Origin of the sequence: Geodermatophilus poikilotrophus (assembly GCF_900111455.1) — a bacterium.
Lineage (GTDB): Bacteria > Actinomycetota > Actinomycetes > Mycobacteriales > Geodermatophilaceae > Geodermatophilus > Geodermatophilus poikilotrophus.
In genome coordinates this window covers 315,394-342,234 of record NZ_FOIE01000007.1, presented here as the reverse complement: position 1 = coordinate 342,234, position 26,841 = coordinate 315,394, and the positions used below count along the sequence as shown (strand labels likewise).

The 26,841-nt window shown below is 73.7% G+C and carries 24 protein-coding genes; 17 read left to right on the top strand and 7 right to left on the bottom strand.

Features of this window, described 5'->3' with window-relative positions; translation table 11 throughout:
- The first annotated feature begins 61 nt into the window (after window positions 1-61).
- The 5 genes from BMW27_RS17495 to BMW27_RS17475 are packed head-to-tail and all read left to right on the top strand — an operon-like array spanning window position 62 to window position 5,991.
- The gene (locus BMW27_RS17495) at window positions 62-1,534 is read left to right on the top strand and encodes a uracil-xanthine permease family protein (RefSeq protein WP_091446314.1); all 1,473 of its coding nucleotides are present in this window, start codon (window positions 62-64) and stop codon (window positions 1,532-1,534) included.
- Window positions 1,531-2,403 carry an FAD binding domain-containing protein gene (locus BMW27_RS17490; RefSeq protein ID WP_091446312.1) on the top strand — a complete coding sequence of 291 codons (873 nt, stop codon included), beginning with the start codon at window positions 1,531-1,533 and terminating at the stop codon, window positions 2,401-2,403. Before BMW27_RS17495 ends, BMW27_RS17490 begins: the two co-directional genes overlap by 4 nt.
- Window positions 2,400-2,921 (top strand): (2Fe-2S)-binding protein, encoded by a 522-nt coding sequence (locus BMW27_RS17485; protein WP_091446309.1) that lies wholly within the window; start codon window positions 2,400-2,402, stop codon window positions 2,919-2,921. The genes BMW27_RS17490 and BMW27_RS17485 overlap by 4 nt, the downstream gene beginning before the upstream one ends.
- On the top strand, window positions 2,918-5,335 hold the full coding sequence (gene cutA / locus BMW27_RS17480) for an aerobic carbon-monoxide dehydrogenase large subunit (protein WP_091446306.1): 2,418 nt from the start codon (window positions 2,918-2,920) through the stop codon (window positions 5,333-5,335). The genes BMW27_RS17485 and cutA overlap by 4 nt, the downstream gene beginning before the upstream one ends.
- Window positions 5,332-5,991, top strand: a complete 660-nt coding sequence (locus BMW27_RS17475; RefSeq protein ID WP_091446303.1) for an SRPBCC family protein — start codon at window positions 5,332-5,334, stop codon at window positions 5,989-5,991. The genes cutA and BMW27_RS17475 overlap by 4 nt, the downstream gene beginning before the upstream one ends.
- A 981-nt stretch (window positions 5,992-6,972) precedes the next feature.
- Here the strand turns inward: BMW27_RS17475 and BMW27_RS17470 are convergent.
- From BMW27_RS17470 to BMW27_RS17440, 7 genes are all read right to left on the bottom strand, one after another.
- Window positions 6,973-7,920, bottom strand: coding sequence for an oxidoreductase (locus BMW27_RS17470; RefSeq protein WP_091446301.1), 948 nt, complete (start codon window positions 7,918-7,920; stop codon window positions 6,973-6,975).
- A 185-nt stretch (window positions 7,921-8,105) separates the two neighbouring features.
- Window positions 8,106-8,663: a hypothetical protein gene (locus BMW27_RS17465; protein WP_091446299.1), complete on the bottom strand. Its 558-nt coding sequence runs from the start codon at window positions 8,661-8,663 to the stop codon at window positions 8,106-8,108.
- Between the two features lie 19 nt (window positions 8,664-8,682).
- On the bottom strand, window positions 8,683-9,804 hold the full coding sequence (locus tag BMW27_RS17460) for a serine hydrolase domain-containing protein (protein WP_091446297.1): 1,122 nt from the start codon (window positions 9,802-9,804) through the stop codon (window positions 8,683-8,685).
- Between the two features lie 61 nt (window positions 9,805-9,865).
- Complete coding sequence (locus BMW27_RS17455; protein WP_091446296.1) at window positions 9,866-11,206, bottom strand: hypothetical protein; 1,341 nt, start codon at window positions 11,204-11,206, stop codon at window positions 9,866-9,868.
- Between the two features lie 178 nt (window positions 11,207-11,384).
- Window positions 11,385-12,461: an alkene reductase gene (locus BMW27_RS17450; protein ID WP_091446294.1), complete on the bottom strand. Its 1,077-nt coding sequence runs from the start codon at window positions 12,459-12,461 to the stop codon at window positions 11,385-11,387.
- A 58-nt stretch (window positions 12,462-12,519) separates the two neighbouring features.
- The gene (locus tag BMW27_RS17445; RefSeq protein ID WP_245743672.1) at window positions 12,520-13,185 is read right to left on the bottom strand and encodes a LuxR C-terminal-related transcriptional regulator; all 666 of its coding nucleotides are present in this window, start codon (window positions 13,183-13,185) and stop codon (window positions 12,520-12,522) included.
- 320 nt (window positions 13,186-13,505) lie between these two features.
- Window positions 13,506-14,234, bottom strand: coding sequence for a LuxR C-terminal-related transcriptional regulator (locus tag BMW27_RS17440; RefSeq protein ID WP_091446290.1), 729 nt, complete (start codon window positions 14,232-14,234; stop codon window positions 13,506-13,508).
- Between the two features lie 386 nt (window positions 14,235-14,620).
- On the opposite strand from BMW27_RS17440, the gene BMW27_RS17435 reads away from it, so the two are divergent.
- The 12 genes from BMW27_RS17435 (at window position 14,621) to BMW27_RS17380 (ending at window position 26,815) form a co-directional block, all read left to right on the top strand.
- Window positions 14,621-14,947 carry a TcmI family type II polyketide cyclase gene (locus BMW27_RS17435; RefSeq protein WP_091446288.1) on the top strand — a complete coding sequence of 109 codons (327 nt, stop codon included), beginning with the start codon at window positions 14,621-14,623 and terminating at the stop codon, window positions 14,945-14,947.
- A 28-nt stretch (window positions 14,948-14,975) separates the two neighbouring features.
- Window positions 14,976-16,688 (top strand): acetyl-CoA carboxylase carboxyltransferase subunit alpha, encoded by a 1,713-nt coding sequence (locus tag BMW27_RS17430; protein WP_091446286.1) that lies wholly within the window; start codon window positions 14,976-14,978, stop codon window positions 16,686-16,688.
- Window positions 16,685-17,206, top strand: coding sequence for an acetyl-CoA carboxylase biotin carboxyl carrier protein (gene accB / locus BMW27_RS17425; RefSeq protein WP_245743670.1), 522 nt, complete (start codon window positions 16,685-16,687; stop codon window positions 17,204-17,206). The genes BMW27_RS17430 and accB overlap by 4 nt, the downstream gene beginning before the upstream one ends.
- Window positions 17,203-18,720: an acetyl-CoA carboxylase biotin carboxylase subunit gene (locus tag BMW27_RS17420; protein WP_245743668.1), complete on the top strand. Its 1,518-nt coding sequence runs from the start codon at window positions 17,203-17,205 to the stop codon at window positions 18,718-18,720. The genes accB and BMW27_RS17420 overlap by 4 nt, the downstream gene beginning before the upstream one ends.
- Window positions 18,684-18,944, top strand: coding sequence for an acyl carrier protein (locus tag BMW27_RS17415; RefSeq protein ID WP_139206926.1), 261 nt, complete (start codon window positions 18,684-18,686; stop codon window positions 18,942-18,944). The genes BMW27_RS17420 and BMW27_RS17415 overlap by 37 nt, the downstream gene beginning before the upstream one ends.
- A gap of 125 nt (window positions 18,945-19,069) precedes the next feature.
- Window positions 19,070-19,573: an SRPBCC family protein gene (locus BMW27_RS17410; RefSeq protein WP_091446283.1), complete on the top strand. Its 504-nt coding sequence runs from the start codon at window positions 19,070-19,072 to the stop codon at window positions 19,571-19,573.
- Window positions 19,570-20,532, top strand: coding sequence for an ACP S-malonyltransferase (locus BMW27_RS17405; protein ID WP_091446281.1), 963 nt, complete (start codon window positions 19,570-19,572; stop codon window positions 20,530-20,532). The genes BMW27_RS17410 and BMW27_RS17405 overlap by 4 nt, the downstream gene beginning before the upstream one ends.
- Window positions 20,529-20,954: a cupin domain-containing protein gene (locus tag BMW27_RS17400; protein WP_012946394.1), complete on the top strand. Its 426-nt coding sequence runs from the start codon at window positions 20,529-20,531 to the stop codon at window positions 20,952-20,954. The genes BMW27_RS17405 and BMW27_RS17400 overlap by 4 nt, the downstream gene beginning before the upstream one ends.
- The gene (locus tag BMW27_RS17395; RefSeq protein WP_091446278.1) at window positions 20,951-22,246 is read left to right on the top strand and encodes a beta-ketoacyl-[acyl-carrier-protein] synthase family protein; all 1,296 of its coding nucleotides are present in this window, start codon (window positions 20,951-20,953) and stop codon (window positions 22,244-22,246) included. Before BMW27_RS17400 ends, BMW27_RS17395 begins: the two co-directional genes overlap by 4 nt.
- Complete coding sequence (locus BMW27_RS17390; RefSeq protein ID WP_091446277.1) at window positions 22,243-23,586, top strand: beta-ketoacyl synthase N-terminal-like domain-containing protein; 1,344 nt, start codon at window positions 22,243-22,245, stop codon at window positions 23,584-23,586. The genes BMW27_RS17395 and BMW27_RS17390 overlap by 4 nt, the downstream gene beginning before the upstream one ends.
- Window positions 23,583-23,915: a putative quinol monooxygenase gene (locus tag BMW27_RS17385; RefSeq protein WP_091446275.1), complete on the top strand. Its 333-nt coding sequence runs from the start codon at window positions 23,583-23,585 to the stop codon at window positions 23,913-23,915. The genes BMW27_RS17390 and BMW27_RS17385 overlap by 4 nt, the downstream gene beginning before the upstream one ends.
- Window positions 23,912-26,815 (top strand): FAD-dependent monooxygenase, encoded by a 2,904-nt coding sequence (locus tag BMW27_RS17380; RefSeq protein WP_091446272.1) that lies wholly within the window; start codon window positions 23,912-23,914, stop codon window positions 26,813-26,815. Before BMW27_RS17385 ends, BMW27_RS17380 begins: the two co-directional genes overlap by 4 nt.
- Window positions 26,816-26,841 lie beyond the last annotated feature (26 nt).

Below are 26,841 nucleotides of genomic sequence, written 5' to 3'. Positions count from 1 at the left end.
AGCCGGCGACGTCCGTCGGGGGGAGCCGGCCAGGTCCCAGGGGCAGGTCGAGGAGGCGGTCATGGCGTTCGGCTGGAAGCTCTACGGGGACGGGAAGACCCCGCCGCTGGGCGAGGCGGTGGCACCCGACGAACGCCTGTCCTGGCCGCGGACGATCGGCATCGGCGGGCAGCACGTGGTCGCCATGTTCGGAGCGACCTTCGTCTTCCCGCTGATCATGGGACTGGACGCCAACCTGGCGATCATGATGAGCGGGATCGCGACGATCATCTTCCTGCTCATCGTGAAGAACCGGGTGCCGAGCTACCTGGGCACCAGCGCGGCGTTCGTCGGTGGCGTGGCGGCGATCCGCGCCAACGGTGGCGACTCCAGCGACGTCGTCGGCGCCCTCCTGGTCGCCGGTGTCGTCCTCGCCCTCGTCGGCCTGCTGATCCACGTCGCCGGCCTCGGCGCGATCAACAAGGTGCTGCCGCCCGCCGTCACCGGCGCGGTGGTCATGCTGATCGGCTTCAACCTGGCCCCGGTCGCCGCCGGCGTGTACTGGCCGCAGGACCAGTGGGTGGCGCTCGCGACGATGGCCTTCGTCATCGTGGCCTCGCTGGCGCTGCGGGGCTTCCTCGCCCGCATCTCCATCCTGCTGGGCCTGGTCTTCGGCTACCTGCTGTCGGTCCTGCTCGACGTGACCGCCGGGCAGATCACCTCACCCGACGGCACCGGCACGGTGTCCACCCGCGACCGGATCAACTTCGACTCCGTCGCCGCCGCCGACTGGTTCGGCCTCCCGGACTTCACCGCGCCGAGCTTCTCCCTGAACTACTCGCTGCTGGTCATCCCCGCTGTCATCGCCCTGGTCGCGGAGAACGTCGGCCACGTCAAGGCGGTCGCCGAGATGACCAAGCGCGACCTGGACCCGGTGATGGGCCGCGCGGTGATGGCCGACGGTGTCGCCACCGTCGTCGCCACCTCGGTCGGCGGGTCCCCCACCACCACCTACGCGGAGAACATCGGCGTGATGGCGGCGACCCGCGTCTACTCGACGGCGGCCTACTACGTGGCGGCGATCGTGGCGATCCTGCTGGGCCTGATCCCCAAGTTCGGCGCGCTTATCAACATCGTCCCCGGCGGGGTGCTCGGTGGGATCACCGTCGTGCTCTACGGGATGATCGGCCTGCTCGGCGCCAAGATCTGGAAGGAGAACCGGGTCGACTTCGCCAACCCGATCAACCTGGTGCCGCTGGCCGCCGGGATCATCATCGGGATCGGCAACGTCACCATCGCGTTCAACGACCAGTACCAGCTCACCGGCATCGCGCTGGGCTCGATCGTCGCCGTGCTGGCCTGGCACGTGGCCCGGGCGCTCGCTCCGGCGGACATGAAGGCCGCGCTGCTGCGTGAGGGCTCCCACCCGGTGGCGGGCACGACCTTCGGCCACGTGCACGGCGACGAGGTGAGCCCGGACCCGTCCTCGGTCGACGAGGTCGGCCGGCCGGGCGTCCCCCGCCGCAACCCCGGAGAGGGCACGCTGCCCCGGTGAAACCCGCCCCCTTCCGGTACGCCGACCCGCGCTCGGTGCCCGAGGCCCTGGAGGTCCTCGCCGCCGAGGAGGGCGCCAAGGTGCTGGCCGGTGGCCAGTCGCTGCTGCCGCTGCTGTCGATGCGGCTCGCGGCGCCGACCACGCTGGTCGACCTCAACCGCGTGCCCGGCCTCGACACCGTCGAGGTCGGCGGGGACGGCGTGCGGGTGGGGGCGCTGGTCCGGCACGCGGGACTCCTGGCGCACCAGGGAGCCGCCCGGGTCCAGCCGCTGCTGGCCCGGGCGACGGCGAACGTGGCGCACCCGGCGATCCGGAACCGGGGGACGACGGTCGGCTCGATCGCGCACGCCGACCCCGCCGGCGAGATGACGTCGGTGCTGGCGCTGACCGGCGGGTCGGTGACGGTGGCCTCGTCGTCCGGCACGGGCACCGTCGGCTGGCGCGACCTGTTCGTCGGCCCGCTCGAGACCTCGCTGCCGGGCGCCGCCGTCGTCACCTCGGCCTTCTTCCCGGCGCTGCCGCCGCGGTCGGGCACCACCTTCGCCGAGGTGGCCCGGCGGAAGGGCGACTACGCGGTGTGCGGCGCCGGCGTCGTCGTCACGCTCGACGAGGACCGCCGCGTCGCCGCCGTCCGGGCCTCCTACGTCTCGGTGGGCCTGACCCCCGAGGTGCACGACCTCACCGACGCCGTCGCCGGTTCCCCGGTGGAGAAGGCCGACTGGGCCGCCGCCGGCGCGCTGGCCCGCACGCTGGTGGAGCCGGACGGCGACCTGCACGCCAGCGCCGACTACCGCCGCCTGCTGGTCGGCGTGCTGACCGAACGGACGCTGGCCGATGCCGCCGTCGAAGCCGCAGGGGGATCCGAGTGACCGTCTCCGTCGACACCGAACGGACCGTCCGGCTGACCGTGAACGGTGTTCCACGTGAAGCCACCGTGCCGGCGCGGCGGCTGCTCTCCGACGCGCTGCGGCACGACCTCGGGCTGACCGGCACGCACGTCGGCTGCGAGCACGGCGTGTGCGGGGCCTGCACGGTGCTGGTGGACGGCGAGCCGGTGCGCTCCTGCCTGGTGCTGGCCGTGCAGGTGGACGGGGCCTCCGTCACGACCGTCGAGGGGCTGGCCCGCGAGGACCACCAGGGCGGGCAGGTGCTGCACCCGGTCCAGGAGGCGTTCCGCGAGTGCCACGCCCTGCAGTGCGGCTTCTGCACGCCGGGCTTCCTGGTGACGATCGCCGCCGGGCTCGAGGCGCGGGACGCGGCCGAGGAGATCACCGAGGCGGAGGTCGACGACCTGGTCGGCGGCAACCTCTGCCGGTGCACCGGCTACGCGAACATCAAGAAGGCCGTGCGCCACGCGGCCGCGACGATGCGGGACGGCGCCGCGTGACCACCAAGCTGTTCGGCGAGCCGGTCCGCCGGCGCGAGGACGCCCGGCTCATCACCGGCCGGGGTCGCTACCTCGACGACATCGGCGCCGGCGCGCTCGCCGCCGCCTTCGTGCGCAGCCCGCACGCGCACGCCCGCATCGTCGACGTCGACGTGGACGCCGCCCTCGACGTCGAGGGCCTGGTCGCCATCTACACCTACGAGGACCTCACCGGCCCGCTCGCCGAGCCGCTGCCCGTGCTCATCCCCCACCCCCAGCTGACCGCGCCGCGCACCGGCTACCCGCTGGCCAACGGCGAGGTCAACCACGTCGGCGAGCCGGTCGTGATGGTGGTGGCGACCGACCGGTACGTCGCCGAGGACGCCGCCGAGCGGATCGCCGTCACCTACGAGGAGCTGCCCGCCGTCGTCGGGGTGGACGCAGCCCGCGAGGCGCGGGCGTGCGTCCACGAGGAGATCCCGGACAACGTCGCGGCGCGGCACCACCAGGAGACCGGGGACGTCGAGCCGGCGCTGGCCGTGTCACCGCACACGCTCTCCTTCACCCAGTACGTCGAGCGCAGCGCCGGCATGCCGCTGGAGGGCAAGGGCGTGCACGCGCGGTGGGACGCCGACGACCGCTCGCTGCGGGTGCACACCAGCACCCAGGCCTCGACGTCGGTGCGGGCCGCCATCGCCGCCAAGCTCCAGCTCTCCCTCGACCAGGTGGAGGTCGTCGCCCCGGACGTCGGCGGCGGCTTCGGCGTGAAGATCGTGCACCCGTGGCCCGAGGAGCTGCTGGTGCCGATGGCCGCGATCGCGCTGGGCCGCGAGGTGAAGTGGACCGAGGACCGCCGCGAGCACTTCATCTCCAGCGCCCACGAACGGCAGCAGCGGCAAGAGGTCAGCGTCGGGTTCGACGACGACGGCCGGATCACCGCGCTCGACGTCCACGTCTGGCACGACCACGGCGCGTACACGCCCTACGGGATCATCGTGCCGATCATCACCGCGACCCAGCTGGTCGGCCCGTACGTCATCCCCGTGTACCGGGTGGTCGTGGAGAGCGTCTACACGAACACGGTCATCGTGACGCCGTACCGCGGCGCCGGGCGGCCGCAAGGCTGCTTCGCGATGGAGCGGACGATGGACCGCATCGCCGACGCGCTCGGCCTGGACCGGGCCGTCGTCCGCGAGCGCAACCTCATCCAGCCCTCGCAGTTCCCGTACGACCACCACCTCACGTTCCAGGACGGCCGGCCGGTCGTCTACGACTCCGGCGACTACCCGGCGCTGCTCGAGAAGCTGAAGGCGCTGGTCGGGTGGGACGGGATCGACGCGCTGCGGGACGACGCCGAGGCGCGCGGCAAGCTGCTCGGCGTCGGGATGGCGCTGTACGTGGAGGGCACCGGGCCCGGCCCGTACGAGGGCGGGCACGTGCAGGTGCTGGGCAGCGGCAAGGTGCTGGTGTCGACCGGGCTGACCACGCAGGGCCAGGGGCACGAGACGTCGTTCGCGCAGATCGTCTCCTCCGAGCTCGGGGTGCCGATCGCGGACGTCGAGGTGACCACCGGCGACACCCGCCGCTTCCCGTACGCGGTCGGCACCTTCGCCTCACGGGCCGCGGTGATGAGCGGCAACGCGATCGCGCTGGCCGCGCGCGGGGTGCGGGACAAGGCGCTGCGGATCGCCGCCGACGTGCTGGAGGCCGACCCGGGGGATCTGGAGATCGCCGACGGCGTCGTGCAGGTGAAGGGGACACCGGGGGCCTCGATCCCGCTGCGGACGGTCGCGGTGCTGTCCAACCCGCTGCGGTACGCGTTCGACGAGGCGGCCAAGCAGGCGACGCAGTTCGCCGTCCAGGCCTCGAACGACCAGCCGCCGGTGACGCCGGGGGACGCGCCGGGGCTGGAGCACCGCGACTACTACTCCCCGATCCGCTCGACGTTCGCGTCGGGCGCGCACGCGGCGATCGTGGAGATCGACCCGCAGACGTGGGAGATCGACGTCGTCAACTACGCGGTGGTGCACGACTGCGGCAACGTGGTGAACCCGATGATCGTCGAGGGCCAGGTGCACGGCGGGGTCGCGCAGGGCGTGGGCGGGGCACTGTACGAGCGGATGGCCTACGACGCCGACGGGCAGCTGCAGAACGCGTCGTTCATGGACTTCCTCATGCCGTACGCGTCGGAGGTCCCGGACATCGTGATCGACCACCAGCAGACGCCCTCGCCGCTGAACCCGCTGGGCATCAAGGGCGCCGGCGAGGCCGGGGTGATCCCGGGGTCGGCGGCGCTGGCGTCGGCCATCGAGGACGCGGTGGGACGGCGGATCACCTCCATGCCGATCTCCCCCACCGAGCTGTACGACCTGATGCGTTCGGAGACGGCCGAGCGGACGGCGGCGTCGGGCCGCAGGACGGGAGTGGGTGCGTGAACCTCGACGGCTCGGCGGTGCTGCACGGCTCCCCTGAGGCGGTGTGGGCCGCGCTGACCGACCCGGCCGTGTTGGCGCGGACGATCCCGGGGTGCCTGGCGCTGGAGCGGGTCGGCGAGGACTCGTACCGGATGGACGTCTCGGTGGGCGTCGGGGCGGTGAAGGGGACGTACGCCGGCGAGGTGCACCTGACCGACCAGGAGCGACCCAAGTCGTACGTGATGCACGCGTCCGGGGCCGGGGCGCCGGGGCAGGTGCGGGCGACGGTGACCATCGAGCTGGCGCCGGACGGCGATGGCACCGTCCTGACCTACTCGGCGGACGCGGTGGTGGGCGGCCCGGTGGCCGGTGTGGGCCAGCGAATGATCACCGGTGTCGCCAAGCGGCTGGCCGCCCAGTTCTTCACCGCGGTGGACGCCGAGCTGGCCGGTGCCGGGGCTGCTCCTGTCGAGCCTCGGCCCTCGGCTGCCGCAGTGAGCTCGACGGACGTCGAGGCTCCCGCTGCTCCCCAGCCGCAGGTCTTCACCGGCCGTGCCGGCGTTCCCGCGGGAACGTCGGACCTCCGCACGCTCGCTCTCGGCGCGGCGGGCGGCAGCCTGCTCACCTTGATTGGCGTCCTGGTCGGCTACCGCCTCGGCAGCCGTCGCAACCAGTGATCGGGCCTACGGGATCACCGCCTCAAACATATCGACCTTTTTCCAGTTCATGCGCGCAGACCGGTGCAGAATCACTGCGAAGGTGAACGATCTCCCAAGCAACGGAGGACGGATTGATCTCCATGAGGCCGCCCGACCCGCCGCGAAGGGTATGACGTTGACCTATTGGCTCGCGCAATACCGTCATCTGATCCAGGTGCGCCCAACGGTCAAGCCCAGGACACGAGGCTAGTGCCAGGCGCAAGCACCGCTCGTGCATCAACGTCTCTCCATTGAAACCGCTCTGGGCATCCTGGCGTCCATACTGCGGTATCCCATATGAACGTTCACCAAGATTCTCCCCACAGACTTGACACAAGCCCGCGGTTAATACTGCCTGGAGTTCGTGTCGACCAAACGGCCCTATGAGGTCGTGTGGGTGTCGTGAAACAAACAGGACTGCTTGGCCCGCACAGTTCTTAGGTCGCGGCCAGCCCGCGAACCCAACTGGGGCACAAGGGGCCAACTGGGAGCATGGCGCTGTCCGGCGAGCTGACTGTCCAGCCGTCCACTTGCCGCAAGGGCACACTTTAATCACGACTCTGTTTCGACCCCCCGATGCTCCCGTGGACGCGCAGCGTTCCTGCGTAGGACGCGTGGAAATGCCTGGCCAGAGGATACTCCTCAATGTGTGCACCCATTCCTGGTCCCGGTGCACATCGTGCTGCCGCGAGCAAGGTGCACCGAGCGCATCCTGCTTGCGTGTGCCTGATGGTCAGCCGCTGGTCGAGGACGGTCGTGTCCTAAAGCGCGTTTCTACCGGCTTCAAAGGAACGCGACCTGGAAAGCGCGACGCGACGGGCAGCCCGAGCCGCCTGCCGACCCCCAGCCGCAGGCCTTCTCCCCTGCGAGCACGGGCGCCATGCCGACCATCGCCGCCGCTAGGAGTCGAGCCCTGTCAAACAGACGCTCAAGTGCAACGTTGAGCGCAGGGAGCCCCTGTCAGGGGAGAGGATGACTCAACGCGACGTTCAGCTGAATGCCGGTCTCGCGCTCGGAGACCTGCCACAAGACGTCGATCTGCTCCTGCAGGCCCCATCGGCGCAGGATGGGCCGCCGCACGGCCGGGCCGTGCGACCCGTACCGCGGCGCGTACAACTCCCCGCCATGAGCCCGCGGATCGGTCGCGGCCCGCAGCTGCGGCCGGGCACCCTCGAACGGCGACATCCCCGACCGCGCCGTCATCACCTCGAAGAACGCCCCCACCCGGCCGGCGCCGCCCTCCCGCACCGCGCGCGCCTGCAGGTCGGTGTTCGTCAGCCCCGGGTGCGCGACCAAGGACGCAGCCCGGACGCCGACGGCCGCGAACCGCTGCTGCAAGCCCAGCCCGAAGTGCAGGTTGGCCATCTTCGACCGCGCGTAGGCCGACCACGCCCCGTAGCCCCGCTCGCGCTCGAGGTGGACGTCGGTCGGGTCCAGCCGACCGGCCCGGTGCCGCGCCGTGCTCGTCACCGTCACCACCCGCGCGGCCGTCGCCCGCAGCAGCGCCGGCAGCAGGTGTGCGGTCAGCGCCCAGTGCCCCAGGTGGTTCACGCCGAACTGCTCCTCGAACCCATCGACCGTCGTCCGCCGCGGCATCGCCATGACCCCGGCGTTGTTCACCAGCAGGTCGACGCGCTCGTGCCGATCCAGCACCGACCGCGCGGTGGCCGCCACGGACGACAGGTCGCCGAGGTCCAGCGGCACCACCTCCAGCGACGCCGACGGGGAGCCCACCCGGATCCGCGCCTCCGCCGCCGCGGTCTTGGCGCCATCACGCGCGGCGAGAACCACGTGCGCACCCGCGCCCGCCAGCGCCAGCGCCGTCTGCAGGCCCAGCCCACCGTTCGCGCCGGTCACCACCGCCGTCCGGCCGGTCAGGTCGGGGATGTCGCGCTCGGTCCAGGCCATCGTCACCTCTCCCCCGCGGGGCGGCCTGGACGTGTCTCGGACTCATCCCGGACCGCGTCCAGGGCGGCGAGAGCGTCGTCATGGGAGACCTGCGCCGAGTCGGTGCCGAGCGTCGCCAACCAGGCGTCCGTGGCCCGGCCGGTCGGGTCGGGGATGTCGCGCTCGGTCCAGGGCATGCACGAGTCCTACCCGGACCGCGCCTCGGCGCGCATGGCGACGGCGGTGAGCAGCTCCCACCGGATCGCCGAGCTGCCCGGCTGGACGGCGAGCCAGTAGAGCCCGAAGCGCCGCCGCGAGACAGCATCGGTGCCGACGATCCGCGTCTCGCAGCTCAGCCGGGTGCCCCCGAGGGTCCGCGTCAGCCGGAACTCCATGCCCACCTTCACCCAGCCGGGCTCTGACCACTCCCGGACCCCGGCCGCGTCCAGCACCGGCGGTCGCTTTCCGCCGGTCAGCTTCCAGGGCTGCAGCACGCCACCGAACACCACGTGCGAGGGCGGGTCGGAGGCCAGCTCCGGGATCGGCACCACGTCCAGGACGGTCCGGTCGAGCCCGCCGCGCCGGCGCCCCCGGCCCGCCAGCAGCACGGGCAGCGCGCGCACCGCGCTGAACAACAGGGTGACCGGCAGCGACGAGAGCCTCAGCCGGTGCAGCTCCTCCCACACCACGGACGGCGACGCGTCGATCACCCGCGACTGCCGGGTGACGTGGTCAGCGTCCGGCACCACGTCGTCGAGGTCCATGCCGCTCCTCCCCCAGACCTCAGCCGAGCGCGGAGTACACCGCCCGGGTGTAGGCCGCACTGCGGTCCGAGCCCAGGATGCCCGGCGCCATCCGGTTCATCAGGTAGCCGATCGTCAGCCGGCGGTCGAGGTCCATGATGATCATCGACCCACCCCAGCCGCCCCAGAAGAAGGTCCGCCCCTCGGGCACGTACGGGACGAGCGGCGACCCGAGGCAGAAGCCGATCCCGAAGCGGAACGGCGCCTCCAGCACCAGGTCCACGCCGTCGGACTGCTGGTCGAAGACCAGGTCGATCGTCTCGGGTGACAGCAGGCCCGCGCCGCCCAGCGACAGCACGCGCATGGCGCGCACCAGCCCGCGCGCGTTCGTGTGCCCGTTGAGCGCGCCCAGGTCCGCCCGCCGCCACTCCGGCGTGTTCGCCGCCTTCGCCGAGGCCACCGGCGCGGTGAAGGTCCTGACCGCCACCGACTCCGGGTCCAGCTCCCGCGGGTCCTCCTCCGGCCGCGGCGGCGGGACGACGGGTGCGATGCGGTCCCAGTCGGACTCCCGCGCGCCGATCTGGAGGTCCGCGCCCAGCGGCCCGGCGATCTGGTCGGCCACGAACTGCCGGAAGGTGTGCCCGGTGATCCGCCGGATCACCTCACCGACCAGGTGCCCCTGGTTGTTCGCGTGGTAGCCCGACGCCGTCCCCGGCTCCCACCACGGCGCCTGCGCGGCCAGCCGCTCGGTCGCGGTCTGCCAGTCGTACATGTCCCGGATCGAGAACGGGCGCTCCCAACCGGAGACGCCCGACGTGTGCGACAGCAGGTGCCGCACCTCGACGTCCTTCTTGCCCTTGGCCGCGAACTCGGGCCAGTAGTCGGCGACCGGCGCGTGGACGTCCAGCTCGCCGCGCTCGACCAGGAGCAGCGCGGCCAGCGCCAGGACCGTCTTCGTCGTCGACCAGCCGTTGACGATGGTGTCCTCGGTCCACGGCGTCGTCCGCTCCTCGTCGCGGTACCCGCCCCACAGGTCGACGACGGTCTCCCCGTCGAGGTCGACGGCGATCGACGCCCCCAGCTCGTCGCGTTCCATACCGCGCTCGAACGCCTCCCGCACGCCGGAGAAGCGGTCGTCGCAGCTGCCGTGCACCTCGGCCATGGAGCCTCCTCGTCGCGGCGCGACCGCGGTGTCGCGCCGCGACGATCACATCACGGCCCGCTCAGGGAGCGGCGGCGCCGGCCGCTGCCACGAGCGCGATGGTCTGTTCGACGACGGCCCTGCGGTCGGCCTCGAACTCGGGACTCGTCAGCACCGCCGGGTCCTCGGGGTACACCAGCGCTGAGATGTGCAGGTGGCCGCCGGGGACGTCCCACGCCTGCATGCCGATCCGCAGCCGGTTGGAGCGGTACATGCTCTCGTTGGAGAGGTAGTTGCCGCCCGGGCCGGACGCCGCGCGGGAGCCCTCCGACGGGTCGTCCTGGCAGCGCACCGCCGACGGGGCCGGGAAGGTCCCTGCCGGCCACTCGCAGATCCCGTCGTTCAGCACGACCGGCCAGGGGCCGGTGCCGGCGGCGATCATCGCCTCGTAGGGCAGCGTCGTCTCGATCCACTCCGGGGAGTCGAACGGCTGCGGCCAGTGCGACGGCCGGGAGATGGGCCCGAAGAGCGTGTTGCGGTTGTTGTCGGCCGAGCCCCCGCGGGCGTTGGCGGCCCACTGCTCGACGTCCATCCGCCCACGCCTCGTCTGGCTGATGGTCATGATCAGGTCGGCGCGGTCCTCCCCGGTGCCCAGGACCTGGCCGAACGCGTCCTCGACGATCCCCTCGTCGAAGTCGGTCCAGTTCACCGGGAACACGACCGACTGGACGACGACCGGGCCGGCGTCCGTCTCCAGCGTCCGGCCGTCCAGCTGCAGGGCCGTGGCACCCGAGGGGTTCGAGTTCCGCAGGCTCTGGTCGAGGCCGTACGTGTCGAAGCCGCTGATCATCACGCGCTTCGCCTCGGCCGGCGCCTCCGGCCAGTCGACGGTGGTGAGCCCCCGGGACGCGTGGTCGAGCAGCTGCACCAGGGCGTTGCGCTGGACGACGCTCAGCTCGACGGGCGCCTCCCACTGCCGCACCGCACGCGTCATGTGCAGGCGGGCCCAGTAGAGCGGCCGGTCGTCGTACCGGTCGATCGTGCCGATGTCCCGCTCCCCCTGGGCCCGCGCCAGCGCCAGCTCCCACAGCGCCTCGCCGGAGCGCACGACGAGCTCCTCGGCCGCGACCAGGTCCGGTGCGGCGCAGAGGTCCGTGGCGAACTGCGCCACCGTCTCCTCGAAGCCGGCGGCCCGGAGGAACTGGGCCGCGGCCGACTCACCGCCCTCGACCAGGGGCTGGCCGATGCGCTGCTCCTCCACCGTGAGCACCGCGTCCTCGGCGGAGCAGTCCGGGGCGTCCGCCCCCACCGCGGCTTGCGAGGCCGTCGACGACACCGCCCACAGCGCCGAGGCGGACAGCGCGACGGCGGCGGCGACACCGACCCGGGTGGTGAGCTGGGGGACCGACCTGGACCGTGACATCGCGACCTCCGGAGGTCGTCGAGGAGTGGTGACCCCCGTCACTGTCCCCGCGGACCGCGCGCACCGACACCCGACCCGGCGAGTCGTGCCCGGACTCGGCGTCCGCGCGATCGAGCCCACCGGCCCCCTGCAGGGTCCCGCCGCGAGCCTGCGAGCGGTGGGGGCAGGGGGTCCTTCCTCAGCCGGCCTTGAGCGTCGGGTAGTCGGTGTACCCCTCGGCGCCCGGGGCGTAGAAGAGGTGCGACTTCGGCTCGTTCTCCGGGTGCTCGCCCTGCCAGCGCTCGACCAGGTCGGGGTTGGCGATCACGGCGCGGCCCACGGCGACGGCGTCGGCGTGCGCGGCCTCGATGAGGCGCACCGCCTCGTCGCGCGTGGTGACCGAGCCGAAGCCGCTGTTGGCGACCAGCGGCCCGCCGAAGCGCTCGCGCAGCTCCTGCACCAGCTCCCCGGCCGGCTCGGAGTGCAGCACCGACAGGTAGGCCAGGCCCAGTGGGCGCAGCTGGTCGACCAGCGCCCCGTAGGTGGCCCGGACGTCGTCCCGGTCGGTCTCGTAGGCGTCCTGGATGTTGTGCTCGGGCGAGATCCGCAGGCCCACCTTGCCGGCGCCGATGGCCGCGGCCACCGCGGTCACCACCTGGACGACGAAGCGCGCCCGGCTCTCCGGCGTGCCGCCGTACTCGTCGGCGCGCCGGTTGGACGCTGGGGAGAGGAACTCGTGCAGCAGGTAGCCGTTGGCGCCGTGGATCTCCACGCCGTCCAGGCCGGCCTCGATGGCGCGCCGGGACGCGGAGACGAAGTCCTGCAGGGTCTGGCGGGCCTCGTCGACGGTCAGCGCCTGCGGCACCGGGTAGGGCTGCTTGCCCTCCTCGGTGTGGCCCTCGCCGTCGATCGCGACCGCGCTCGGGGCCACGACGCGGCGGCCGCCGTTGACGTCGGGGTGGGTCACCCGGCCGCCGTGCATGACCTGCAGGACGATCCTGCCGCCGCGGGCGTGCACGGCGTCGGCCACGCGGCGCCAGCCCTCGACCTGCTCGTCGGTGACGATGCCGGGCTGCCCGACGAAGGCCTGGCCCTCGTGGTTCGGGTAGGTGCCCTCGGTGATGATCAGGCCGACGCCGGCGCGCTGCCGGTAGTGCTCGACGACGAGGTCCCCGGGGACGCCGGAGGCGCCGGAGCGCATGCGGGTGAGCGGGGCCATGACGACGCGGTTGGCGAGCTCGAGGTCGCCCAGGGTCACAGGAGAGAACAGGTCCACGGGTGGTTGTGACGCCGTGACGGGGGTGTCCCATTCCGGACCGCCACCGTCACGGTGCTCACAGTGCGGTCTGCTGCGGACCGGCCACCGACGAGCTCTCCCGGGTGACCAGGATGGCCAGCTCGGTCCGGGAGCGGACGCCGAGGCGGCGCATCGACGCGGTCAGGTGGCTCTTCACCGTCGCCAGGCTGAGGAACAGCCGGCCGGCGATCTCCTCGTTGCTGAGCCCCTGGGCCACCAGATCGGCGACCTCGCGCTGCCGGTAGGTCAGCCGGTCGAGGGCCCGCGGCTCGGGAGCGGACCGCGGCTGGGGCCCGGACGTCAGGTGGCGCACGAGGTGGCTGGTGGCCGCGGGGTCGAGCGCCGCCTCGTGCCGGGCCAGCGCCCGCACGCCGTCGACGAGCCGCTGCGCCCCGGACCGGCGCGGCAGGAAGCCCCGCACGCCGGCCTGCAGGATCTCCACGAGCTCGGGTTCGGACTCGGTCTCCGGCTCGGCGAGCACGAGCACTGCCGTGTTCCGCCGGCACAGGGTGCGCAGCAGCGGCAGTGCGTCGCCGGCGACCAGCCCCTGCCGGACGACGACGACCACGGTGCCCTCGCCCTCGGCGGCCTCGAGGGCCTCGGGGAGGTGGGACGTCTCGGCCACGACCGCCATGTCCGGCTCGGCCTCGAGCACGACCCGCAGCCCGATGCGGAACACCTCGCGGTCCTCGCAGAGCAGCACGCACACCAGGGTGGTCGGCGAGGGGACCGCGCGCGGGCGGACGGGTGCCGGCCCGGCGTTCCGGGGTCTCGGGACGAGCCCCGCGGGGCCGCGTCGATGGAGACCTGCTGATCCCGGTCGTGTGCCAACCCCGTCCTGGTCCATGCCGTTCCCCCTGTGTGCAGCCCGATCAGGCTCCCGCCCGATCCGCCGACAGTTCCGACACGCGTCCGTCTCCTCCGGACTGTAGCGACTCTAGCGTTACACCTCCAGGTTGTGTCCAGCCCATTCCCAGCGTCTTCCCAGGAACGCCCGGGGGAGCTTCGCGCACCTTCCGGACCTCAGCCCCGGGCCGGAGAGAGCCCCCACCCCGTGTCCGGGCCCGCGCTGCGGTGCACGTGGATCGCCAGCTGCGTGCGGTCCCGCAGTCCGAGCCGGCGCAGCGCCACCGTGATGTGGCCCTTGACGGTGGCCCTGCTGACCTCCAGGCGGGCGGCGATCTCCGCGTTGGTCAGCCCCTCCGCCACGAGCTCGGCCACCGCCTGCTGCCGGGCGGTCAGCGGTCCGTGGGCCGCCGCCCGGTCCCCGCCCGCCGTCCGCGGCGCGCCGTCCAGGCGGTGCAGCAGCTCCCCGGTGACGCTCGCGTCGAGCACGGTCTCCCCGTTGGCCACCGCTCGCACGCACTCCACCAGCCGCTGCGGGCTCGCGGTCGTGTGCACGTAGCCGCGCGCCCCGGCCCGCAGGACGTCGACCAGGTCGCTGCCGGCACCGGCCTCACCGAGCAGCACGACCCGGACGCCCATCCCGGTCAGCTCCCGCACCAGGTCCTGCAGCAGCGGCCCCTGCCCGTCCAAGCCCACCAGGGTGACGTCCGGCCGGACCATGGCGGCCAGCGACAGCGCCTCGCGGACGCAGTCGGCCTCGGCCACGACGCTGAGCCCCGGGATGCGGCGCAGCACCGTGCGCAGACCGTGGCGCAGGACCTCGTGGTCGTTGCAGATGAGCACCCGGACCGGCGGACCGGCGCCCGACCCACCCGAGTCGGGGACGGCGTCATCCGGTCCGGTCATGCGTGTCAGCTCCGCTCCTGCCCGTCCTGGGTCGGGCGCTGCCGGGTCGGTTCCGGAAGTTAGGCCGCTCCGGTACCCGTCGCCACACCTGTACGCGAGGTGAGGGCGAAACCACCGGCGAGTTCATACCCAGGTCGGGGGTCCGCCCCTCCCACACGAGGGGGTCGCACGCCCCAGGTCGGAGGCGGACGGTCCCCAGGGAGGGGTCCGGCGCACCCTCCGGACGGCGTCCGTGCACCTCCGGACGGGCCTGGGGCACACCACCCGCCCCCCGTGGACGTGCCCCTGAACTGGACCTGTGGCCGATGCCGTAGGTCCCGACGCCGACCTAGCGTCGTCGCATCCCCGAGCCCCTCCCCCGGGCCGCAGCGACGCTGGGAGTCCCCGTGCACCAGACGATGATCATCGCCAAGATGGCGCCGACCGACGCCGACAAGGTGGCCGACATATTCGGCCGCTACGACGCCACCTCGATGCCCCACGAGATCGGCGTGCGGAACCGCTCGCTGTACCAGTTCCACGGCATCTACGTGCACCTCATCGACTTCGACCGGCCGGCGTCCGAGGCGATGCGCGTCGCCCAGGGCCTGCCGGCCTTCCGCGCCGTGAGCGAGGACCTGCGGCCGTACATCGAGGCCTACGACCCCAACTGGCGCTCACCGCAGGACGCGATGGCCCGCCGCTTCTACCACTGGACCTCGGCCCCGGCGTGAGACCGCTCCGAGCGACTGGGAGGCCGTCATGACACGTTCCTCGCCGACCACGGCCGCAGCCGTGCAGGCCGCGCCCGACCAGACCGGATGGGTGTGCTGCCCCGACTGCGGGTGGCTGCTGTACCGCAAGCGACTCGACCGCAACCTCCACGTCTGCCCGGAGTGCGACCACCACCTCCGGCTGAGCGCACGGGCCCGGATCGTCCTGCTCGCCGACCCGGGCAGCTTCTCGGAGGTGGCGTTCCAGCCGGGCGCGCCCGACCCGCTGTCCTTCACCGACCTGCGCGACTACCCCGACCGGCTGGCCGACGCGGCACGGCGCTCCGGTGAGTCGGAGGCCGTCGTGGTCGGCATCGCCCGGATCGGCGGTGCCGAGACGGTCGTCGCGGTCATGGACTTCGCCTTCCTCGGCGGCAGCATGGGCGTCGAGGTCGGCCGGCGGGTGAGCGGTGCCGCGGAGCTGGCCCTCGAGCGCGGCCTGCCGCTGGTGACCGTCTGCGCCAGCGGCGGGGCCCGCATGCAGGAGGGCGTCTTCTCGCTCTTCCAGATGGCCCGCGTCAGCCAGGCGTTCGGCCGGCTCCGCGAGGCCGGCCTGCTCTCGGTGTGCGTCCTCACCGACCCGACCTACGGGGGCGTGTCCGCCTCCTTCGCCACCCTCGCATCGGTGCTGGTCGGCGAGCGGGGCGCGCACGTCGGCTTCGCCGGGCCGCGCGTGGTCCAGGAGACCATCCGCGCCGAGCTGCCCGACGACTTCCAGACCGCCGAGTTCCTCCTCGCGCACGGCCTGGTCGACCGGGTCGAGAACCGCGGTGACCTGCGGCCGCTGCTGGTCCGGCTGCTCGCCCTGCACGGGGCCGGCGTCCCCGACGAGGCGCCGGACGACGGCGGTGGGACCGGCGTCGCCGCGAGCGACGCGGAGGAGGCCGACCCGTGGGACGTCGTCCAGCGGGCGCGGGACGTGGACCGGCCGACGACCCTGGACTACCTGCACACGGCGTTCGACGACTTCGTCGAGCTGCACGGTGACCGGTCCTTCGCCGACGACGCCGCCGTGGTCGGCGGGGTCGCCTCGATCGGCGGACGCACGGTCGTCGTCATCGGCCAGGAGAAGGGGCACACGGTCCGCGAGCGGGTCGCCCGCAACTTCGGGATGCCGCACCCCGAGGGCTACCGCAAGGCGCTGCGGCTGCTCGACCACGCCGAGACCTTCGGGTTCCCGGTCGTCACCCTCGTCGACACCCCCGGCGCCCACCCGGGACCCGAGGCCGAGGAGCGCGGGCAGTCCCACGCGATCGCCGAGACGATCATGCGCAGCAGCCGGCTGCGGGTCCCGGTCGTCTCCGTGGTCACCGGGGAGGGCGGCAGCGGCGGCGCGCTGGCGCTGTGCACCTCCGACCGGCTGCTGGTGCTGGAGAACGCCTACCTGTCGGTCATCAGCCCCGAGGGGTGCGCGGCGATCCTCTGGCGGACGGCGGTGGCCGCACCGACCGCCGCCCGCGCGATGCGGCTGGGCGCGGCCCACCTGCGGGCGTCGGGCATCGCCACCTCGGTGGTGCCCGAGCCCCCGGGCGGCGCCCACACCGACCCCGCCGCGGCCGCTCGCCTGCTGCGGCAGGCCCTGGTCCGCGAGCTCGACGACGTCTGCCGCCTCGACGTGGCGACGCTGATGGACAGCCGGTCCCGGCGGCTCGACCGCATCGGCGGGGACGACGGCCGGACCCTGCAGCCGGTGGAGGGATGACCGTGCACCCCAGCGAGATCTCCCCGCGGATGAGCGCCACGCCGCCACCGGAGCCGGACCAGGGGGCCCGGGACCTGCGCGACGAGGTCGTGGCGCTGGCCCGCAGCCTCCCCGGCGGGCTGCGCCGGCTGACCGTGCGCGACGGCGACCGCGCCATCGAGGTCGAGTGGGCCGCGGACGCCCCGGCGACCGGCTCTCCCGCGCCCGTGACCCCGGCGCCCGCCGCCCCGGCAGCCTCCGACGACCGCTCCGAGGCAGCCGAGGCGGCAGGGGCGGTCCGCTCCCCTCTCGTCGGCACCTTCTACGCGGCGCCGTCGCCCGGGGCCGACCCCTTCGTCCGCGTCGGCGACGAGGTCGAACCGGGACAGACCGTCGGGATCGTCGAGGCGATGAAGCTGATGAACCCGATCCTCGCCGACGAGGCGGGGGTGGTCGCCGAGGTCCTCGTCGGCGACGCCGAGTCGGTCGAGTACGACCAGATCCTCATGCGGCTGCGGCCGACGGGGCGCGCCCGGTGATCGGCCGCATGCTCGTCGCCAACCGCGGCGAGATCGCCGTCCGGGTGGCCCGTGCCTGCCGCGAGCTCGGCATCGAGGTCGTCGCCGTCTACTCGACCTCCGACCGCAACTCCGCCGTCGTCGACCTGGCGGACGAGGCCGTGCACATCGGGCCGCCGGCCCCGCGGCGCAGCTACCTGCACGTGGCCAACATCGTGGAGGCGGCCCTGCGCACCGGCGCCGACGCGGTCCACCCCGGCTACGGCTTCCTGTCCGAGGACCCGGACTTCGCCGAGATCTGCGCCGCGGAAGGGCTGACCTTCGTCGGCCCGCCGCCGGCGGTGATGCAGCAGATGGGCAACAAGGCCACCGCGCGCCGGCTCATGGCCGACGCCGGCCTGCCGCTGCTGCCGGGCGTCGTCGAACCGGTGGGCAGCGTCGACGAGGCCCGGGAGGTCGCCGAGCGGATCGGCTACCCGCTGATCATCAAGGCGGCGGCCGGCGGCGGCGGGCGGGGCATGACCGTCGTCCGCGAGGCGGCGGACCTGGCCGAGGCGTTCACCACCACCCGCGCCACCGCCCGTGCGGTGTTCCGCGACCCCGCCGTCTACGTCGAGCGCCACCTCGCCCGGGCGCGGCACGTGGAGGTGCAGGTCCTCTGCGACACCCACGGCAACGGCGTCTCCCTCGGCGAGCGCGACTGCTCGCTGCAGCGGCGGCACCAGAAGCTCCTCGAGGAGGGTCCGGCCGGCCACCTCAGCCCCGAGCAGCGCGCTGAGCTCGGCCGGCTGGCGGTGCACGGCGCGCTGTCGGTGGGCTACACCGGCGCCGGGACGATGGAGTTCCTGGTCGACGGGTCCGGGGCGGCCTACTTCATGGAGATGAACGCCCGGATCCAGGTCGAGCACCCGGTCACCGAGCTGCTCACCGGCGTGGACCTCGTCCGCGAGCAGATCCTGGTCTCCGCCGGCCGGCGCCTGCAGCTGACCCAGGCCGACGTCGTCCCCCGCGGTGCGGCCATCGAGTGCCGGATCAACGCCGAGGACCCCGCCCGGGGCTTCGCCCCGGCACCCGGCCGGCTCGACGTGCTGCAGGTGCCCGACGGGCCGTGGACCCGGTTCGACACCGGCTACCGGCAGGGCGACACCGTCCCCCCGGACTACGACTCGCTGCTCGGCAAGCTCGTCGTCTGGGCCCCCGACCGGGAGCAGGCCATCCGCCGGATGGACCGCGCCCTGGCCGAGCTGCGGGTCGAGGGCCCGGGCGTGCACACCACCGTCGGGCTGCACCGGGCCCTGCTGCGGGACCCCGACGTCACCGCCGACCGCCACGACATCCAGTTCCTCGACCGGCAGCTGCCCGAGGTGCTCGCCCGTGCCGCGTCGCTCGCCGACGCCCCGGAACCGGGCCTCCCGGCCGCCCGCGGCTCCCTCTCCCTCGTCCAGACCCCGGCTGCAGAGGCGCAGCCGGACTCCACCCCACCGGAAGGACCGACACCGTGCCCGACACGACCTTCACTCTCAGCGACCTCATGAACCTGCTCAGCGAGAAGGCGGGGCTGCCCAGGACGTCGCACACGACGGACCCGGACGCCCACTTCGCCGACATCGGCCTGGACTCGCTGGCCTTCCTGTCCATGCAGACCGAGCTGCAGGACCGCTTCGGCACCGAGATGCCCGACGACAGCCCGGACCACTACACGCTCGGCCAGATCGTCGAGCACGTCGACGCCGCCCAGCGCTCGGCCGGGATGGCCTGAAGGAGGAAGAGGACCCCGTCCTCACGCCACTCGTAAGAGGCCCCCCTGCCCCCACCACTCGCGAGCTCGCGGCGGGGCCCTGCAGGGGGCCGGACGCCCCCGCCACATCCCCAGGAGGGACCGACATGAGCAGCACTGTCGAGCCGGGCACCGCCACCGCCGGGCACACGGACAACTCGATCTACATCGACGCCCCGATCGACCACGTCTGGGCGATGACCAACGACCTGCCGACGTGGCCGGACCTGTTCACCGAGTACGCCGAGGTGGAGATCCTCGTCTCGACCGAGAACTGGTTCCGGTTCCGGCTCAAGATGCACCCGGACGAGAGCGGGCGGGTCTGGAGCTGGGTCTCCGAGCGCACGCTCGACGAGGCGGCCCACGAGGTGCGCGCCCGACGGGTGGAGCCCGGCCCGTTCGAGTTCATGGACATCCGGTGGAACTACGCCCCGGAGGGGTCCGGCACCCGGATGCGCTGGGTGCAGGACTTCCGGATGCGCCCGGAGGCCCCCATCGACACCGAGGGGATGACCCGGCGGATCGACGCCAACAGCAAGGTCCAGATGGGGATCATCAAGGACAAGGTGGAGGCGGCGGCCGCCGCCCGGTCCGGGGAGCCGGCGACGTGACCGGCACCGCCGTCGTCCTCGCCGGGGAGGCCGGCGTCCGGGCCGGCGCGGTCGACGCCTGGCTCGAGGACGCGGCGGCCCGCGCGGTGGTCGACGAGGCCTCCGCGGTGGTGGGGCGCGACGTGGCCACGTGGTGGCGCGACCCGCTCAACCTCTGCTGCGACACCACGGCCGCCCACGTCGAGGTCGTGGTCAGCGGGATCGCCGGGTACCGCAGCCTGGCCGCGCGCGGCCTGCGGCCGGTCGTCGTGGCCGGGCACGGAGTCGGCGAGTACGCCGCCCTGGTGGCCGCCGGCGCGCTCCCCCTGGACCAGGTCGTGGAGCTGGTCCACTGGCGCGCCGAGCTGCTGTCCCTGTCGCCGCGCCCGTCCTGCGCGGGCATGGCGGCCGTCATCGGGTCCGGCGCCGGCGAGGTGGCCCGCGCGGTCGTCGAGGACGTCGGCAACACCGGGGCGCTGGCGATCGCGGCGGTCGACGGGCCGTCCCAGGTCCTGCTCGCGGGCGGCTGCGAGGCGCTGGCCCGGGCACGGGAGGCCGTGCTCGCCGCCGGGCTGGACCTGGTCCGGCTGCCCGGACGCACCGCCTGCCACGGCCCGCTCGTCGCGCCGGTCGCCCGGCACCTCGGCGCCGCCATCGCCGACCTCGAGTGGTCCGAGCCCGACGTGCCCGTCGTCCCCAACGCCGACGGCCGGCCGACCCGCGACCCCGAGCAGCTCGCCCGCTGCCTGCGCGCCCACCTCACCTCGCCCGTGCAGTGGGAGGCCACCTCCCGCGCGCTGGTCGAGGCGGGGGCGACCGAGGTCGTCGAGGTGGCCGCCGTCCCGGTCCTGGGGCCCCTCGTCCGCCAGGTCCACCCCGACCTCCCGGTGCACCTCGCCGCCGGGCCCGGGACCCCGCTCCCGACCACACCCCCGGAGCCCGCTCCCGCGGTGCCCGTCCACACCGGAGGAGAGACATGACCACCATCCAGCACCCCCCGTCGGCCAAGGTGCGCTGCGGACCCACCGTCCACCGCGCCGACACGCCCCCCAACCGGCGGCGCGGCGGCGACATCCGCGTCCTGCTGTCGCCGGCCAGCGTCGGCTCGACCGCCGGCTTCATGGGCACCCTCACCCTCGAGCCCGGCGAGGTCGTCACCGAGCACTGGCACCCGTACTCGGAGGAGTTCCTCTACTGCCAGAGCGGGGACGTCCTGGTGACCCTGGACGGCGAGGAGCGGCGGCTGACCGGCGAGTCCGCCGTCCACATCCCGATCGGGGTGCGGCACCGCATCGTCAACGACTCCGCGACGACGGCGACCTTCGTCTTCCTCTGCGGCCCGCTGGCGCCGCGGCCGGAGCTGGGCCACGTCGACACCGAGCCGTCGCCGGGCGTGCGGTGAGCGCCACTCGACGGCGGGTCGTCATCACCGGGATCGGCGTGGTCGCACCCGGGTCCATGGGCCGCGAGGGCTTCTGGGACATGATCACCGCCGGCCGGACGGCGACCCGCCGGATCACCTTCTTCGACCCGAGCCGCTTCCGGTCGCAGGTGGCCGCCGAGGTGGACTTCGACGGCCGGAAGCTGGGCCTCACCGCCCAGGAGGTGCACCGCAACGACCGCTTCGTCCAGTTCGCGATGGTGGCGGCGGACGAGGCGGTCGCCGACAGCGGGCTGCGCATGGGGGTCGGCGGCGCCCCGGACGCACCGGAGCCGGAGCGGGTCGGGGTCACCATCGGCAGCGCCGTCGGGGCCACGACCCGGCTGGAGGACGAGTACGTCCAGGTCAGCGACGCCGGCAAGCACTGGCTGGTCGACCCCCGCTACGCCTCGCGGTTCCTCCACCAGGCCCTGGTGCCCAGCTGCGCGGCCACCGAGGTGGCCGTGCGGTTCCGGGCGCAGGGCCCGGGGACGGTCGTGTCCACCGGCTGCACGTCGGGCATCGACGCGGTCGGCTACGGCAGCCAGCTGATCGAGGACGGCGACGCCGACGTGGTGCTCGCCGGTGCCAGCGACGCGCCGATTTCGCCGATCTCGATGGCCTGCTTCGACACCATCCGGGCGACGACGGGCAACAACGCCGACCCGGAGCACGCCTCCAAGCCCTTCGACGCCCGCCGCGACGGCTTCGTCATGGGTGAGGGCTCGGCGGTGATGGTCCTGGAGGAGCTGGAGCACGCCCAGCGGCGGGGCGCGGAGATCTACTGCGAGGTCACCGGCTACGCCAACCGCTGCAACGCCTTCCACATGACCGGCCTGCGTCCGGACGGCGTGGAGATGTCCGAGGCCCTGGACCAGGCACTGGCCCAGGGGCGGATCGACGGCAGCGAGGTCGGCTACGTCAACGCGCACGGGTCGGGGACCAAGCAGAACGACCGGCACGAGACCGCCGCGGTCAAGCTGAGCCTCGGCGAGGCCGCCTACAGCGTGCCGATGAGCTCGCTCAAGTCGATGGTGGGGCACTCGCTGGGCGCCATCGGCTCGATCGAGATCGCCGCCACCGCGCTCGCCGTGCAGCGGCAGGTCGTCCCGCCGACGGCCAACTACGAGGTGCCCGACCCCGAGTGCGACCTGGACTACGTCCCCAAGACCGCCCGCGACCACAAGGTCGACGTCGCCGTCTCGGTGGGCAGCGGGTTCGGCGGTTTCCAGTCGGCCATCGTGCTGGCCAAGCCCGATCGGAGGCCCGCATGACCGACGTGACCGTGATCAACGACGAGGGCGTGGTCACCGAGGTGGCCGGCTACGCCCGGGACACCGCCCCCGAGGGCCGGGCCATCACCGCACCCCCGCGCGGGACCACCCGGCTGCTGGTCACCGGCCTCGGCATCGTCGCCCCCACCGGCGTCGGCGTCGAGCAGCACTGGCAGTCGCTGCTCCGCGGGGAGCTGGCGGTGCGCCCCATCGAGGGGTTCGACGCCTCGCGGTACGGGGTGACCGTCGCCGGGCAGGTGCGCGACTTCGACCCCGAGCAGTACGTCGTGCCGCAGCTCAAGGTGCAGACCGACCGGTGGTCGTGGATGTCGCTGGCCGCGGCGACGCTGGCCGCCGAGGACGCCGGCTACATCCCGCCGGAGGAGGCCTACGCCACCTCGGTGTTCCTGGCCGCCGGCTCCGGCGGCAACGAGTTCAGCCAGCACGAGATCCAGGGGCTGTGGGCCAAGGGCCCCCGGTCGGTGGGCGCCTACCAGTCCATCGCCTGGTTCTACGCGGCCAGCACCGGCCAGGTGTCCATCCGCGACGGCTACAAGGGCCCCTCCGGCGTGGTCGTCAGCGAGGGCGCCGGCGGGCTGGACAGCATCGGCTGGGCGCGGCGGGTGGCGCGCCGCGGCACCCCGGCCGTGCTGGTGGGCGGCACCGAGGCCGGCGTGACGCCGTACGCGCTGCTGTGCCAGGTCACCAGCGGTCGGCTGTCCACCGCCCCGCGCCCCGAGGACGCCTACAAGCCCTTCGACGAGCGGGCCAACGGCCAGGCCATCGGCGAGGGCGGCGCGATCCTGCTGCTCGAGGAGGCCGACGCCGCACGGGCCCGTGGTGCCCGGCGCGTGTGGGGCGAGGTGGTCGGCTACGGCGCCACCCACGACGCCCACCACCACGAGGACCCGGCTCCCGACGCGACCCAGTACACGCGCGCCATCCGGCTCGCGCTGGCCGACGCCGGCGTGGCGCCGGAGGAGGTGGGCATGGTGGTCGCCGACGGCGCCGGCGTCCCCGAGCTCGACGTGCTGGAGGCGCAGGCGATCACCGCGGTGTTCGGCGAGCGCGGCGTGCCGGTGACGGCGCCGTCGAGCTGGACCGGGCGGCTCATGGCCGGCGGGTCGGCGCTCAACGTGGCGACCGCCCTGCTCGCCATGCGCGACGGGGTGGTGCCGGCCACCGGCAACGTCGACCGGCCGGTGGCGGAGTACGGGCTGGACCTGGTGGTCGAGAACCGGGAGCGCGACCTCGACGTCGTCGTCGTCCTCGCCCGGGGCTTCGGGGGCTTCAACAGCGCCCTCGTCCTGCGCCGGTACCGGGAGGAGGAGTCGGGATGACGACCGCCCCGCCGACGGGGGTGCGCACCGTGCTGCGGATGCGCACCCGGGAGGGCTGCGAGGCGGAGTTCGAGGCCGCCTGGCGCCGGGCCGCCGCCGAGATCAGCCGGGTGCCGGGCAACCTGCGCCAGGAGCTGATCCGCGACGCCGACGACCCCCGCACCTTCCTCATCACCAGTGACTGGACCGACCGGGCCGCGGTCGACGAGTTCGGGCGCAGCGAGGCCCGGGAGACGCTCACCGAGGCGTTGCGCGACCTCCGCGAGGACGCGGCCCGCAACACCTACGAGGTGCTGGCCACCGTCCCGGGCGCGCAGGGGACCGCATGACGGCGGCGCCGGGGACCGGCGGCCGGGCGGCGGTGCGGACCCTCCTGCGGATGCGCGCGCGGGAGGGCTGCGAGGCGGAGTTCGAGGCCGCCTGGCGCCGGGCCGCCGCGGACATCAGCCGGGTGCCGGGAAACCTGCGCCAGGAGCTGATGCGCGACGAGGGCGATCCGCGCTGGTTCGCCATCGTCAGCGACTGGACCGACCGCGCGTCGGTGGACGCCTTCGGGCGCAGCGAGGCCCGGGAGACGCTCACCGAGGCACTGCGCGACCTGCGCGAGGACGCCACCCGCTCGACGTTCACCGTGCTGGCGACGGTGGACGCCGAGCGGCCCCGGCCGGTGCGCATCGACTTCTCCACCAGCGTCAAGCCGGGTGAGCAGGCGGCCTTCGAGCGCGCGTACACGACGGTCACCGAGCGGATCGGGGACTCGCGCGGGTACGTGCGCGAGGAGCTGCTGCGGGACGCCGCCGGCCTGCGCTACCACATCTTCGCGGAGTGGGAGTCCGAGGACGACTTCGTGCAGTGGGTCGAGGACCCCTCCCACATGGCCGCCGGCGCCCCGCTGGCCCGGTGGCACTCGGTGGAGTTCCGGCGGGAGGTGCTGGAGATCCGCCGGCGGCCCGACGCGGACACCGACTTCCCGCCGCTGGACTCGCCCGGCGGGGACGTCGAGGTGGAGCGGGTGCGCGTCGACTCCGCTGTCGCCGTCGAGCCCTGGGAGCAGGAGGCCTTCGAGCTCGCCTACCTCGCCGCCGCGCAGCTCGCCCGCAGCGCCCCCGGCCACGCCCGCGAGGAGCTGCTGCGCGAGCCCGACGGGCGGCGCTACCACGTCGTCGCCGAGTGGGACTCCGAGCAGCACTTCACCGACTGGACGGCGGAGCCGGCGAACTGGGCCGCCGGCCCGCTCGGCCGGTGGCTGGCGAGGGGCGAGGACCGCAGGGTCTTCGCGCTGCGCGTGCGACCCGTGCCGCCGGCGGAGGCCGCCGCGGCCGGGGCGCTGCCCGCGGAGCAGCCGTCGGCCGTCGACGCCGTCGTCCCCGACGGCGTGCCCGTGGCGCCGGAGCCGGACCTGGAGGTGGTGGCCGGAGAGCCGTTCCGGCTGCCCGGGGAACGGTCCGTCGACCTGGAGCCGGCCCCTCCCAGCACGGTGCCCAGCGCCAGCGTGCAGGAGTTCGTCGAGAAGCCGGACGACGAGCACGCCCCCGCCGCGGCGGCGCTGCCGGCCCCGGCAGCGGACGTCGTCGCGCGGCCCGGGCGGGCGGTCGAGGTGCTCGTCGTCGGCGCCGGCCCGGCCGGCCTGACCCACGCGATCGAGCTGGCCCGCCGCGGCATCGCCGTCCGCGTCGTGGACAAGCGACCCCAGGCGTCCACCCAGGCGGACAAGGCGATCGGCATCCACTGCCGGACGATGGAGATCTGGGAGGACCAGGGCATCGTCACCGAGGCGATGGACGCCGGGATCTGGCTGTACGGCCAGACGGTGTTCGTCAACGGCGAGCAGACCCACCAGGTCGACTGGGCCGGCCTCGACGAGCTGCCCTACGCCCACCTCGGCCTGCCACAGTACGACACCGAGCGCATCCTCGGCGCCAAGCTCGCCTCCCTGGGCGTGGTCGTCGAGCGCGGGGTCGAACTGGTCGGCTTCACCCAGGACGACGACGGCGTCACCGCGCAGCTGCGGCACGCCTCCGGCGAGGAGGAGACCACCCGGGCGCAGTACCTGGTCGGCTGCGACGGGGCGCACAGCGCCGTCCGGTCCGGGCTGGGGCTCCACTTCGAGGGCGGGCTGTCGATGTTCCCGCAGCTGTTCATGCTCGGGGACGTCGACGTCGACTGGGACCTGCCGGCCGGGCACCTGGTGCGCTTCGTGCGCATCGAGAACGGCGACGACTTCACCGGGATGCTCGTCTGCGTGCCGCTCAAGGGCCGCAACCGCTACCGGATCGCGACCCTGGCCCCGCAGCGGTGGCAGGAGGCGGTCGGCTCCGGCGTCGTCCCGGCCGGGTTCTGGCAGGAGTACGAGCCGCCGACCCTGGCCGACATGCAGGCCGCGATCGACGACCTGGGTCCGCCCGGGACGACGGCGAGCAACCTGCGCTGGTCGTCGATCTTCCGGATCAAGCACGGCATCGTCGACCGCTACCGCGAGGGGCGAGTCTTCGTCGCCGGCGACGCCGCGCACCTGCACCCGCCGGCCGGGGGGCAGGGGATGAACACCGGCATCCAGGACGCCTGGAACCTCGGCTGGAAGCTCGCCCTCGCCGTCCGGGGGGAGGCCGCGGCCGGACTGCTGGACAGCTACGACGCCGAGCGCCGTCCCGCCGGGAAGATGATCGTGGACCGGGCCGTGGCCATCGCGTTCACCGACGAGATGGACATGGCGGACGAGAAGGCCCAGTTCCTGCTCGAGATGCAGATGACCATGAACTACGCCGGAAGCCCGCTGGTCGGCGAGACGGCTCCCGGCGGTTTCCCCGCCGGGCCGGAACCCGGGCACCGGGCGCCGGACGTGCAGGGTCTGCGGCGCTTCGGCGTGGCCCACCCGCTGCGGCTGTTCGACCTCACCCGCGGCACCCGCTCCACGCTGCTGCTGCACGCCGACGCCACCGCATCGGAGGAGCAGGTGTCGGACCTGGAGAAGCTGGCCGTCGCCGTGCGGCAGCAGACCCGCGGCGAGGTGGGGGCCTACCTCCTCGCCGCTCCCGACGCCCGGGTGCCGCTCCTCGTCGACCTGCCCGTCGTCCGCGACGCCGAGGGCACCTTCGCCGCCGCCTACGGCACCGCGGGTGCGGGGACGGCGGCCTACCTGGTCCGCCCCGACGGTCACGTCGGCTTCCGCAGCCGCCCCCTGGACGAGGACGCCCTCCTCGACCACCTGGCCGGGGTCTTCGCGCAGTGACCGGACCCCACCACCACGACCACCCC

Bases quoted from the DNA above. Each gene is read 5' to 3' on its own strand.
- BMW27_RS17495 (WP_091446314.1), top strand. From the start codon at position 62: ATGGCGTTCGGCTGGAAGCTCTACGGGGACGGGAAGACCCCGCCGCTG.
- BMW27_RS17470 (WP_091446301.1), bottom strand. From the start codon at position 7,920: ATGGCCTGGACCGAGCGCGACATCCCCGACCTGACCGGCCGGACGGCG.
- BMW27_RS17465 (WP_091446299.1), bottom strand. From the start codon at position 8,663: ATGGACCTCGACGACGTGGTGCCGGACGCTGACCACGTCACCCGGCAG.
- BMW27_RS17460 (WP_091446297.1), bottom strand. From the start codon at position 9,804: ATGGCCGAGGTGCACGGCAGCTGCGACGACCGCTTCTCCGGCGTGCGG.
- BMW27_RS17455 (WP_091446296.1), bottom strand. From the start codon at position 11,206: ATGTCACGGTCCAGGTCGGTCCCCCAGCTCACCACCCGGGTCGGTGTC.
- BMW27_RS17440 (WP_091446290.1), bottom strand. From the start codon at position 14,234: ATGACCGGACCGGATGACGCCGTCCCCGACTCGGGTGGGTCGGGCGCC.
- BMW27_RS17430 (WP_091446286.1), top strand. From the start codon at position 14,976: ATGACACGTTCCTCGCCGACCACGGCCGCAGCCGTGCAGGCCGCGCCC.
- accB (WP_245743670.1), top strand. From the start codon at position 16,685: ATGACCGTGCACCCCAGCGAGATCTCCCCGCGGATGAGCGCCACGCCG.
- BMW27_RS17410 (WP_091446283.1), top strand. From the start codon at position 19,070: ATGAGCAGCACTGTCGAGCCGGGCACCGCCACCGCCGGGCACACGGAC.
- BMW27_RS17400 (WP_012946394.1), top strand. From the start codon at position 20,529: ATGACCACCATCCAGCACCCCCCGTCGGCCAAGGTGCGCTGCGGACCC.
- BMW27_RS17390 (WP_091446277.1), top strand. From the start codon at position 22,243: ATGACCGACGTGACCGTGATCAACGACGAGGGCGTGGTCACCGAGGTG.
- BMW27_RS17385 (WP_091446275.1), top strand. From the start codon at position 23,583: ATGACGACCGCCCCGCCGACGGGGGTGCGCACCGTGCTGCGGATGCGC.
- BMW27_RS17380 (WP_091446272.1), top strand. From the start codon at position 23,912: ATGACGGCGGCGCCGGGGACCGGCGGCCGGGCGGCGGTGCGGACCCTC.